The following is an 11,449-nucleotide window of genomic DNA, read 5'->3' on the forward strand; positions in this document are numbered from 1 at the left end:
CCACGGTTCAGTGGGGTTTAAGGTCTTTTTTATGGCGGCAATGGCCATGCAGAGCATGGTTATCCGGCGCTTGCTGAAGGCGATAAAGACGGGCTCGATATTGTACACTTTTCCGCTGATGGCATCATATATTGAGCTGTGAAATAAATATGGGACATTTTTTGAAAAAGGTGTTGCATTTCGCCGCTATAGATGTTATTTTTAATCTCGTTGAAAACAATATAGGAACCAGGATTCACTCAGGACATGTAATGTTGCGAGAGATTATTCCCTCGGGAAGTGAATGACGTAGGTCCTAGCGGATGAAATTTTCAAACATTTTATTCCTAGGAAGGGGGAACCCGGAAGATGGAGTACTCAACTTTCGGAAGACACGTTGCTGTTGATACTTGGGGAGTCGACTTTGAATTATTGAACAGTGCAGAATTTTTACAAGCTCAGATGGTGGAAGCCGCTGAAGCCTGTGGAGCAACGGTATTATCCGTCCAATCCAAGCAATTTGAGCCACAAGGCGCTACGGTGCTTGTATTGCTGTCGGAAAGCCATCTCTCGATTCATACGTATCCTGAGAGAGGTTTTGCTGCGATTGACTGTTACACCTGCGGGGAGACGGTAGATCCGCAATTGGCTATTGACTACCTGGTATCCGTTTTGAAACCTGAAAAATGCTATGCGAAGAAGCTTGTTCGGGGACTTGGCGAAATGACGGTTGAAACGCCGGAAATGAAGCAGGCCGAACTGGTGTAAGATAGGCCTTTAATTGATGATGAGTATACAATAACCATGGAGTTTTCCATGGTTATTTATTTTTGCGGACCGGGCGTAGACAAGCCTTTGAATACATAAAGGAACAATGGGTAATTAAACGGTATATCTCCATCCGAATAGAACAACAATAGTAAGAAAGTGTCTGTATCCGAGCGCACAGGCAAGGATGAAGAGTATGGGGATTTCATAAACATTTCATAAAATGGACCAGGCTCTAATGTTCAATGTGATATAATGAACGAGGTTAAGTTGTCCTATTAGATTCACAAATGGTTAGCCAACTTGAGATATAGGCAGGTGAAATGCAATGCACATTATCGTTGTCGGCTTGAACTATCGCACAGCGCCTGTGGAAGTCAGAGAACGCTTTGCATTTTCGGAGGAAGAGCTGCCCGAGGCGTTGAAGCAGCTGAAGTCGACCAAAAGCGTATTGGAGGGCGTCATTGTCGCTACTTGCAATCGCACAGAGATTTATGTGGTGGTTGACCGTCTGCATATGTGCGGATATTTTATTCGCAGCTTTATGGAGCAGTGGTTCGGCATCAATCGTGAAGCATTTACGCAATATTTATATATATATGAAGATGAGCAGGCGATCTCTCATCTGTTCAAGGTTGCTTGCGGCCTCGATTCCATGGTGATTGGGGAGACCCAGATTCTAGGGCAGGTCCGCAGCGCCTTTCTGACGTCCCAGAAGGAGCAGGCGACAGGGACCTGGTTCAACATGCTCTTTAAACAAGCGGTCACGCTGGGCAAGCGCGCGCACTCGGAGACATCGATTGGGGAAAGCGCAGTATCTGTAAGTTATGCAGCTGTGGAGCTCGGCAAGAGGATCTTCGGCTCGTTCCACAATAAGAAAGTGCTCATTCTCGGCGCTGGCAAAATGAGTGAACTGACCGTCAAGCATCTGTATGCGAACGGAGCGGCTGAAGTGGTTGTGGCCAACCGTACGCTTGCCCGGGCACAGGAACTGGCCCTCAAGTTTGACGGGAAAGCTTGCACGATCGATGAAGCTACCCGTGCTTTGCATGATATTGATATTGTGATCAGCTCCACCGGGGCCAATGAATATGTGCTCGTTCCGGAGCGGGTGAAGGAAGCGATGAAGAAACGCCCGTCGCGACCGCTGTTTATGATCGATATTGCTGTTCCGCGTGACATTGATCCCGCTGTAGGCGAGCTGACCGATGTATTTCTGTATGATATTGACGATCTGGAAGGGATTGTCGAGACGAATATGGAGATGCGGCGTGCCGAAGCGGCCAAGATTGAAGTTATGATTCAGGAAGAGATCGAAGCCTTCCATTCCTGGCTTAGAATGATGGGTGTGAGACCGGCGATCCGGGCACTTCAGGATAAGGCGAGCAGCATTCATGAAGAAACGTTAACGAGCCTGTTCAACAAGCTGCCTGAGCTGGATGAACGTCAGCGGAAAGTCATCCGTCGTCTGACCAAAAGCATCGTAAACCAGATGATGCATGACCCGATTAACCGGATCAAGGAAATGACAGGCGGCAAGCATGGAACGGAAGCGCTGGATTACTTTACCCATATCTTTGCCCTGGAGGAGCTGATCCAGGAGAACGAACAAGGTGCAGCCAGCCGCTCGAAGCTGAATGCCAAAGCTTCTTCTGCACAAGCCGTATCCTCAAACACTGCGGATGCACAGGCGGAGGAGAAACCGGTCAAGGTGTCTCTGTCCCCGGCCACGCTGTAAGGTGGTGAGCGGCGATATGCTGTTAAACCTCATTTATAATACCGGCATTTGTATCTATGCCCTGAGCCTTCTGTTTTATATCTCGGATTGCGTATCGCGCAATCCGATGGCGAAGCGGATAGGCACAGGGCTTCTTGTCATTACATCGCTGCTTCTGGCAGCGGGCATCGGCTTGCGGGCGATGACCGAGGGACATTTTCCGGTATCAACGCCTTCGGACTTTTTGCTGCTGCTGGCGTTCAGCATCGCTGTTATATCATTGGCATTTCACTGGCTGAACAAATCCGAGTATGCGATTCTACTGATGAATATCGTCGGTTTTGCCGTCATGCTGCTTAATCGGCAGTGGATCTCGGAGGGAAACAACGTATTGACGAGCTGGGAGACCGAGCAGCGCTTGCTGCTGCTGCATATCGGGCTGGCCAGTATCAGTTTTGCCGCGCTTACGGTCGGTGCGGTGTTTGCGGCCATGTATATGTTCCTGCACCGGAAGCTGAAGGTGAAGCAGTGGAATGATACAATTCGCCGTCTGCCCAGTCTGGAGATGCTTGACCTGTACAGCTACCGGGCGCTGATCATTGGAACATGGATATTGGTCGGCTCACTTGCGCTGGCTGTGGTGTCGGTAGCCTCTGCAGGGCGCTGGTCTCTGCTGACGGATATCAAGGTGCTGACAACGCTGATTGCGCTTGGGATGTATATGGTTTATTTTATGAAGCGAAGGCTGTGGAAGTATACGGGGAAACAAGCAGCATTATGGGCATTGGTAGGTTATGGATTCATCGTTCTGAACTTTTTCCTGAATGCCTGGTCCAATTTTCACAGCTGGGCGGGAGTGTGATGATAGATGGCTTATGAGCTTCCGGTGATGCTAAACTGTGAAGGAAGGCTCTGTCTGATTATTGGTGGCGGGAAGGTGGCGGAGCGCAAAGCTTCTGCATTGCGGGAGGCGGGGGCAAGGCTGTGTGTGATCAGCCCCTTGCTCAAGAGCGCCCGTCTCGCCGGGTGGGCAGATGACGGTTCTATTGAATGGAAGGCCCGGGCCTACAGGGAAGGCGACCTGAACGGGGCCTTTCTTGTGCATGCGGCGACGGATGCCCCCGACGTAAACGCCAAAATTGCGGCGGATGCGGATCGGCTGGGCATTCTTGTGAATGTGGCGAGCGAAGGCAGCTCCGGGTCATTTACCAATCCCGCGGTGCTTCGGCGGGGAAGATTGACTGTGGCCATCGCGACTTCAGGAGCTGGACCGATGGCTTCCGTAACGATCAAGGAGCAGCTGGAGCATCAGTTCGGGGAGGAATATGAAGCGTATCTTGATTTCCTATATAGGATGCGTACCGCTATTAAAGATGAGGTGGAGTTGCCGGAGCAGCGAAGATGTTTGCTGCACAAGCTGTACCGCCTGGATATACTCGAGGAGATTCGGCGGGGGGACAATGCCAATGCCCCGTGGGACCCGGATAAGATCAAGCAATGGATTGAACAGAATCGGGAGGAATAGATATGACGCGAACAATTGTAGTGGGCAGCAGGCAAAGCGCGCTTGCGCTTACCCAAACCGGGCACGTGATTGATGATTTGAAACGGATCGCGAAGGAGCAAGGGCTGGAATACGAATTCGAAGTGAAGAAAATTGTCACGAAGGGAGACCGCATTCTGGATGTGACATTGTCCAAGGTCGGAGGCAAAGGCTTGTTTGTCAAAGAGATTGAGCAGGCTATGCTGGACGGCGAGATTGATATGGCCGTCCACAGCATGAAGGATATGCCGTCCGTTCTGCCGGAAGGGCTTACGTCCGGTGCGGTGCCTGTGCGGAAGGATCCGAGAGACTGTCTGATCTCCAAGGTCGGTGGAACCCTTGATGATCTTCCGCAAGGCGCGAAAGTCGGGACAAGCAGCCTTCGTCGCTCAAGCCAGCTCAAGGCTTACCGGCCTGACCTGCAGGTTGAATGGATTCGCGGGAATATCGATTCCCGTCTTCGCAAGCTGGAGGAAGGCGAGTATGATGCGATTATTCTTGCTACAGCAGGCCTGCAGCGGATGGGCTGGGAAGACAGGGTGACTTCTTATCTGCCGGTGGAGATCAGCCTGCCTGCTGTCGGACAAGGGGCGCTTGGCATTGAATGCCGCGAGGATGACCAGGAGCTGCTGCAGCTGCTCGCGTTATATAACGATGAGGCTACGGCACGGACGGTGGCGGCAGAGCGAAGATTTCTGAGCGAGCTCAATGGCGGCTGCCAGGTGCCGATCGGAGCTTATGCCGTGCTGAAAACCGGGGATTCCCTTGGAGACGGAAACATCATACAATTAACAGGAATGGTTGGCTCACCGGAAGGCGATATCATCCTGAAGGAAAGTGCGGAGGGAACGGATCCCGAAGCGCTCGGGATGGAAGTGGCTGAGAAGCTGAAGGCCAAGGGAGCGGAGAAGATACTGGCGCAAGTTAGGGGATGATCGGATGGCTGGCAAGGTGTATTTGGTAGGTGCAGGACCGGGGGATGCCCGGCTGATCACGATCAAAGGCAAGGAATGCATTGAGAAGGCGGATGCCATCGTTTATGACAGGCTGGCTAGTCCGCGGCTGCTCGGATGGGCAAGGCCGGGAACACAGAAGGTGTATGTCGGAAAGCTGCCGGACAGGCATACGATGAAGCAGGAGGAAATCAATCGTTTGCTGGCCGACCTTGCCCTTGAAGGGAAGGTTGTGGTGCGGCTGAAGGGCGGAGATCCTACCATTTTCGGCCGGGTCGGAGAGGAAGCCGAGCTGCTGCGGCAGCTGGGCATTCCTTATGAGATTGTCCCGGGGATCACCTCGTCGATCAGCGTTCCGGCGTATGCCGGTATTCCGGTTACGCATCGTGATCTTGCCTCCTCCCTGTCAATTATTACGGGGCATGAGAGCCCGGACAAGCTGGACCGAATGATCCAGTGGGACAAAGTGACGAACGCCACTGGCACGCTGATTTTTATGATGGGCGTTGCGAAAATCGGTTACATCAGCCGGCAGCTGATCAAGCACGGCAGATCGCCGGCTACGCCGGTTGCGTTGATCCGGTGGGGCACACGGGCGGAGCAGGATACGCTGGTGGGCACGCTGGCGGATATCGAGGAGCGAGTGAAGGCGGCTGATTTTCAGCCGCCTGCCGTTATCGTTGTAGGCGAGGTGGTGCACCAGCGAGAGAAGCTGCAATGGGCGGAGCATCTGCCGCTGTTCGGCAAACGCATCCTGGTTACGCGCGCGCGCAGTCAGGCCAGCGCGCTCGTATCCCGAATCGAGGAGCTCGGCGGTGAGCCGTACGAGTATCCTGTCATTGACACCGTTATGCCGGATTCGGAGGAAGTGCTAAGCGGCGTGAGACATGCGATGGAAGAGCTCGGTACATATGATTGGGTGTTCTTCACCAGCGTAAACGGCGTCGATTATTTCTTCCGGCATTTGAAGGCATGCGGCAAAGATATCCGCGCGCTGGCATCAGCGCGGATCGTGGCCGTGGGGCCTGCTACGGGAGAGGCACTGCGGGAGCGGGGCATCGCTGCGGAGGTGCTTGCCGAACGCTTCCAGGCCGAAGGGCTGATTGATGCGTACGGGCCAGTGCTTGCTCCCGGGCAGCATGTATTGCTGCCGAGAGGAGACAAGGCCCGCCGCTGGCTGCCGGAGAAGCTGGAAGCGCTTGGACTGCACGTAACGGAAGCGGTGATGTATGAAACGGTGCTTGTCGGTGAACATGATGACGAGCTGATGAAGCTGCTCATGGAAGGGGCGGTGCATGCGGTAACGTTCACCAGTTCCTCGACGGTGACCAACCTGCTTCAAGCGCTGAAGAGCATGGGGGTCGAGCGTCCGGCGGAGCAGCTGCAATCATCGAGCATTTTCTGCATCGGTCCTGTGACGGCGAAGACTGCCGAGGATGCCGGACTGCAAGTGAGCAGAACGGCCGATGAAGCTACCATCGACAGTCTCGTGCAGGCGCTATGTGAATGGAATGCAGAGAATCCGAGACGCCTTCAGGCGCTGGAGAAGCTCAACCTATAACGGGAGCGGGCAGCGCGCTATGGCATGTGAAATATAAATCAACATCTTTTGGAGGTATAACCAATGGCTTTTCCTATCGTACGCCACCGCCGGCTGCGCCAAAATGCCGGCATTCGAAGCATGGTCCGCGAGACGGTGCTGCATGTTGAAGATTTGGTTCAGCCAATCTTTGTATCTTATGGAAGCGGGGTTCACACGGAAATCTCCTCGATGCCGGGCGTGTTCCAATTTTCACTCGACACGCTGAAGGCAGAGGTAGACGAGATTGTATCGCTCGGAATTCCCGCCGTCCTTCTGTTTGGCATTCCGGAAACGAAGGATAGCGTAGGGACCTCCGGATTCGACGAAAATGGCATCGTGCAGGAAGCGACGCGGTTAATCAAGCAATGGTATCCGGATTTGATTGTGATTGCCGACACCTGCTTGTGCGAATTTACTGACCATGGCCATTGCGGTATGGTGCATACCTTTGAGCGGGACGGCCATGTCCATGGGGATGTGCTGAACGACGAATCGCTTGAACTGCTCGCTCGCACAGCGGTTTCCCAGGCGAAGGCCGGGGCCGACATAATCGCTCCATCCAATATGATGGATGGGTTCGTCCAGGCCATTCGCGCTGGACTCGACGAGGCCGGCTTCGAGAATGTACCGATCATGTCATATTCGGTCAAATATGCTTCGGCTTTCTACGGACCATTTCGCGATGCTGCAGATTCTGCGCCGCAATTTGGCGACCGCAAAACCTATCAAATGGATCCGGCCAACGTCAGGGAAGCGCTGCGTGAAGCCGAATCCGACGTGCTGGAGGGGGCTGACATGCTGATGGTGAAGCCGGCTATGGCTTATCTTGATGTAGTCCGGCTGCTTCGCGATCAATTCGATCTGCCCATCGTCGCTTACAATGTGAGCGGGGAATATTCGATGATTAAAGCGGCCGCCCAGCAAGGCTGGATCAGCGAACAGGCGATTGTGATGGAACTGCTGACCAGCATGAAGCGGGCGGGTGCCGACATCATCATCACCTACTTCTCTAAAGATGCGGCCCGCTGGATGCGCTAGTGTCGTCGCTGTAGTTCATTACTATTAGTACAGTTAGGAGTGCATGATATGAGTGAAGGTTTGCGTAAAGAGCAGCTGTCGCGTTCTGCTTTTGAAGAAGCGAAGCAGTATATTCCCGGGGGCGTCAACAGTCCGGTTCGGGCGTTCAAATCCGTCGGCTTGACACCGATCTACATGGATCGCGGGGAAGGCAGCCGAGTGTATGATATCGACGGAAACAGCTTTATTGACTATGTAGGCTCTTGGGGCCCGCTTATTATGGGACATGCCCATCCTGAAGTGGTTGAAGCGCTGAAGGAAACGGCGGAGAAGGGGACAAGCTTCGGTGCCCCGACCTTGCTGGAGACCGAGATGGCAAAGCTGGTTTGCGAACGGGTGCCATCGATTGAAGTCGTGCGCATGGTCAACTCGGGAACGGAAGCGACGATGAGTGCGATTCGTCTGGCCCGTGGTTATACTGGCCGGAGCAAAATTATTAAATTCGAAGGCTCCTATCATGGACATGCGGACAGTCTGCTCATTAAAGCCGGCTCGGGCATCGCTACATTGGGACTTCCGGACAGCCCCGGCGTGCCGGAAACGGTTGCGGCGAACACCATCGCCGTGCCTTACAACGACCTGGAGTCGATTCAGCTGGCGTTCGAGCGTTTCGGCGAGGAGATTGCGGCTGTTATCGTGGAACCGGTGGCGGGCAATATGGGCGTTGTGCCTCCGGCGGAAGGCTTCCTGGAAGGACTGCGCAAGCTGACTTCGGATTACGGCAGCCTGCTGATTTTTGATGAGGTGATGACCGGATTCCGCGTAGGGCTTCATAGTGCACAAGGACGCTACAATGTTACGCCGGATTTGACCTGTCTTGGCAAGGTGATCGGCGGCGGGCTTCCGGTCGGCGCATATGGCGGCAAGCGTGAGATTATGGAGCAGATCGCTCCGGCAGGGCCAATTTACCAGGCGGGAACGCTGAGCGGCAATCCGCTGGCGATGGCGGCAGGCTACACGACGCTGAAGCTGCTGACGCCTGAAGTATATGACCGCCTTGAGAGATTAGGTGCAAGACTCCAAGCAGGAATCGAGCAAGGGGCGAAGGAGTTTGGCATCCCGATGTCGGTGAATCGGGTCGGCTCCATGGTGTGTCCGTTCTTCACCGATACCCCGGTAGTGAACTTTGATACCGCCAAGACAAGCGATCTTGACATGTTCCGCCGTTACTTTGCATTGATGATTCAAGAGGGCATCAGCGTGCCGCCGTCACAGTTTGAGGGCATGTTTATTTCCGGCGTCCACACCGAGCAGGATATCGACGCTACGATTGAAGCATGCACTCAGGCGTTCCGAAGCTTATGAGCTATCAGGGAAGCTGGGATAAACGGGGGGAGTGGCTGGAGCTGATCCCCGGCAAGTCCATCGCGGGCCAGGCAGACCGGGAAGAGGCGGCTCGTCAGTGGCTGCTGGAAACGGTAGGCATGCCTGAGAAGCTGTACCGCAAGCTCCGTCATGAGCGGGGGATCGAGTGGAGAGGGGATCGGCTGCGGCTGATCCTTTTTCCGTATCGTGAGTATGGCGTGGAGCCTGTATGGCATGAGCTGGAGGTGCTGTATGAGGATGATTTCTGTCTGGTGGCGAACAAGCCTGCCGGGATCAATGTCCACGGAGATAGTACCGGGGGGGAGGAACTGACCCTGAACCATGCGGTTGCGGCGTACTATCAGGCTTCCGGCCTTCATACGGCCGTCCGTCCTATCCATCGGCTCGACAAGGATACAACCGGACCGGTGCTCTATGCGAAGAATGAATATGCGCAGCTCAAGCTGGATGAGGACATGCGTGAGAAAAAAATCGCCCGCATCTATGCGGCCATCGTTCAAGGACAGGTGCAGGATGGATTGACGACGATTGATCTGCCGATCGGTAAAGACCGGCATCACCGCAGCCGTCGCCGAGTGTCTCTCACCGGGCAGCAAGCGGTAACGCATATCTTGTCGGTGGAAAGGAGCCGCGGCGTCAGTCTGCTGCGGCTGCGGCTGGAAACCGGCAGAACGCATCAGATTCGTGTGCATATGAGCCACATGGGACATCCGCTGATTGGAGATTCGCTGTATGGCGGCAATGCCAGACCGTTCGGCCGACAGGCGCTGCATGGTGAACGCTTGATCTTCGCTCACCCGTTAACCGGAGAGCAGATTGAGGTGTTAGCTCCGTGGCCGGAGGATATGTTACAGCTGAAAGAGGACAGCTTGTTTCTTTCCTAGTTCTATCGTCAAAAAAGTCATGCTCTTCTATTTTCGGCATATAGATAAGTTGAGTGGCAAAAATGGGCTCATGCCGTGAGGGACAGCTTCACGGATAGTATATGCCGAAAGGAGGACATTCCCGTGTTTGACCAGTCCTACGGATTGCGGTTTGATATTTACGAAAGAATCAATTTAGCGGAAGATTTGCCGGGAATCGATGAACTAGAAGAGGCCGAATTGATCCCTCACATTCAGGTGATCAGCCAGCAGGACCAGGCGACGCTTCGAGGCCATTTGCTATTGGCCGGATTGTATAAAGGCGATAGTGAAGCGGGGGAAACGGAGCCGCTGGAGCATTGGATTCCGGTTGAAATTACCGTGCCTCTAAACCGCGTGTCTTCGCTGGATGACATTGCTGTTGAGATCGAGAATTTCGATGTGGATCTACTGTCCAAACGCAGCCTTAACATTACCGGCGTACTGTCATTGAAAGGCATTCAGGCTGCTGCGAAGCAGACGCGCGAAGCTTCCTGGAGCGGCGAGGAATTTACCGTGGTACATGCTCCCGACCAAGCTGAGCAGGAGGCAGCTGAGACCTACTTGAAGCTAAGCCAATTCGATTCAGAGCCGGGCTCTTCATCTGCTGCATCACAGCCTGAGGCGGGACACGGCGAACCGATTCACGACCGTGTTATTGAGGCTGAACCTGCCGGAGAGAACCGCACCGATCAATATTTGGCTTCCTGGGCCGAGTATGAGCGTCAGATTCGTCTGCAGGCAGAGCAGGAAGGACAGCAAATACAGGCTGGCAGCGGTGGAATACCGGCTTGGCCTGGGGTGGATCAATCGTTTGAGCAGGCAGCTCAGGCAGCTCAGGAAGAAGAGGCAAGCCGGGCAGAACCGTTTGGGGAAGCCGCGCAGCCAACAGATGCTTTTGCCCAGAATTTCGGCGATGCAGCGGAGCCTGCCTTACATAAGGAGGGGGCTGCCGAACCTGAAGCTGAGCCGTCATTCCCGAGTGTATGGCAGTTTGAGCGCGGGGCTCAACCTGAGCAGGCGCCGGAAGAACAAGCCTCCGTTTTTCCGGGCTTAACCGATCGCCAGCCGGAATCGGATCAGCTGCCAGTGCTGGAGTCGAGTCAGACTGAAGTGAACCAGTCGCTGGAGGCCTATTCGGCTGATAACAGCGCCCTGGAAGCATCCTCGATTCAGGAGGAAGAGGTTCAAGCCAGACCTGAACCGAAGGTAGCCTTCACCACGAAGACGAGCGACAAGCCAAGCGGTGAAAACCTTGGTTTCTCCTCGCTGCTGCAATCGAGCCGGACCGTCCAGGATCAGGACGAAGCGCTGGCCCGTGAAGAGGAAGAAATGGTGGAGGAAACGGCGGAGACATCGGCAGCGGAGGATGTGCAGTGGAAGAGCCTGTTTTTGGGCAGCAGACAGGAAGAATCGCCGTTCCGCAAAGTAAGAATGTGCATCGTGCAGCGTGAAGAGACGCTGGAGCTGATTGCCGAGCGCTATCAGTTAACGCCGCGGGAGCTGCTGCTGTATAACCGGATGTCCGAGCAAACGATCGAAGAAGGTCAGGTTTTATATATCCCTCAGTAATAGAAGTCACACCATATGGGGGAGCGCCGC

10 protein-coding genes are annotated in these 11,449 nt (G+C 54.3%); all 10 read left to right on the forward strand.

Annotated features, from left to right (window positions below):
- Nucleotides 1–348 precede the first annotated feature (348 nt).
- The 10 genes from speD (at nt 349) to CHH75_RS23155 (ending at nt 11,419) form a co-directional block, all read left to right on the forward strand.
- Nucleotides 349–747 carry an adenosylmethionine decarboxylase gene (gene speD, locus CHH75_RS23110; RefSeq protein WP_095267774.1) on the forward strand — a complete coding sequence of 133 codons (399 nt, stop codon included), beginning with the start codon at nt 349–351 and terminating at the stop codon, nt 745–747.
- 328 nt (nt 748–1,075) lie between these two features.
- Entirely contained in the window at nt 1,076–2,485 is a 1,410-nt protein-coding gene (gene hemA, locus CHH75_RS23115) for a glutamyl-tRNA reductase (RefSeq protein ID WP_095267775.1), read from the forward strand.
- Nucleotides 2,486–2,501: 16 nt separating this feature from the next.
- Nucleotides 2,502–3,326 carry a cytochrome c biogenesis protein CcsA gene (ccsA, locus tag CHH75_RS23120; protein ID WP_095399252.1) on the forward strand — a complete coding sequence of 275 codons (825 nt, stop codon included), beginning with the start codon at nt 2,502–2,504 and terminating at the stop codon, nt 3,324–3,326.
- A 6-nt stretch (nt 3,327–3,332) separates the two neighbouring features.
- Nucleotides 3,333–3,989 carry a precorrin-2 dehydrogenase/sirohydrochlorin ferrochelatase family protein gene (locus tag CHH75_RS23125; RefSeq protein WP_095399253.1) on the forward strand — a complete coding sequence of 219 codons (657 nt, stop codon included), beginning with the start codon at nt 3,333–3,335 and terminating at the stop codon, nt 3,987–3,989.
- Nucleotides 3,990–3,991: 2 nt separating this feature from the next.
- Nucleotides 3,992–4,942, forward strand: a complete 951-nt coding sequence (gene hemC / locus CHH75_RS23130) for a hydroxymethylbilane synthase (protein ID WP_095399254.1) — start codon at nt 3,992–3,994, stop codon at nt 4,940–4,942.
- A 4-nt stretch (nt 4,943–4,946) separates the two neighbouring features.
- Entirely contained in the window at nt 4,947–6,521 is a 1,575-nt protein-coding gene (gene cobA, locus CHH75_RS23135) for a uroporphyrinogen-III C-methyltransferase (RefSeq protein WP_095399255.1), read from the forward strand.
- Nucleotides 6,522–6,584: 63 nt separating this feature from the next.
- Nucleotides 6,585–7,580 carry a porphobilinogen synthase gene (hemB, locus tag CHH75_RS23140; RefSeq protein ID WP_095399256.1) on the forward strand — a complete coding sequence of 332 codons (996 nt, stop codon included), beginning with the start codon at nt 6,585–6,587 and terminating at the stop codon, nt 7,578–7,580.
- 48 nt (nt 7,581–7,628) lie between these two features.
- A complete protein-coding gene (hemL, locus tag CHH75_RS23145) occupies nt 7,629–8,924 on the forward strand; it encodes a glutamate-1-semialdehyde 2,1-aminomutase (RefSeq protein WP_095267781.1) in 1,296 nt (431 codons plus the stop codon).
- A complete protein-coding gene (locus tag CHH75_RS23150; protein WP_095399257.1) occupies nt 8,921–9,829 on the forward strand; it encodes an RluA family pseudouridine synthase in 909 nt (302 codons plus the stop codon). Before hemL ends, CHH75_RS23150 begins: the two co-directional genes overlap by 4 nt.
- A gap of 123 nt (nt 9,830–9,952) precedes the next feature.
- Nucleotides 9,953–11,419, forward strand: coding sequence for a LysM peptidoglycan-binding domain-containing protein (locus tag CHH75_RS23155; RefSeq protein ID WP_095399258.1), 1,467 nt, complete (start codon nt 9,953–9,955; stop codon nt 11,417–11,419).
- Nucleotides 11,420–11,449 lie beyond the last annotated feature (30 nt).

The sequence above is a fragment of the Paenibacillus sp. 7541 genome, from assembly GCF_002276395.1.
GTDB classification, from domain to species: domain Bacteria; phylum Bacillota; class Bacilli; order Paenibacillales; family Paenibacillaceae; genus Paenibacillus_AQ; species Paenibacillus_AQ campinasensis.

Bases quoted from the DNA above. Each gene is read 5' to 3' on its own strand.
- hemA (WP_095267775.1), top strand. From the start codon at position 1,076: ATGCACATTATCGTTGTCGGCTTGAACTATCGCACAGCGCCTGTGGAA.
- hemL (WP_095267781.1), top strand. From the start codon at position 7,629: ATGAGTGAAGGTTTGCGTAAAGAGCAGCTGTCGCGTTCTGCTTTTGAA.
- hemB (WP_095399256.1), top strand. From the start codon at position 6,585: ATGGCTTTTCCTATCGTACGCCACCGCCGGCTGCGCCAAAATGCCGGC.
- hemC (WP_095399254.1), top strand. From the start codon at position 3,992: ATGACGCGAACAATTGTAGTGGGCAGCAGGCAAAGCGCGCTTGCGCTT.
- ccsA (WP_095399252.1), top strand. From the start codon at position 2,502: ATGCTGTTAAACCTCATTTATAATACCGGCATTTGTATCTATGCCCTG.
- CHH75_RS23125 (WP_095399253.1), top strand. From the start codon at position 3,333: ATGGCTTATGAGCTTCCGGTGATGCTAAACTGTGAAGGAAGGCTCTGT.
- CHH75_RS23150 (WP_095399257.1), top strand. From the start codon at position 8,921: ATGAGCTATCAGGGAAGCTGGGATAAACGGGGGGAGTGGCTGGAGCTG.
- cobA (WP_095399255.1), top strand. From the start codon at position 4,947: ATGGCTGGCAAGGTGTATTTGGTAGGTGCAGGACCGGGGGATGCCCGG.
- speD (WP_095267774.1), top strand. From the start codon at position 349: ATGGAGTACTCAACTTTCGGAAGACACGTTGCTGTTGATACTTGGGGA.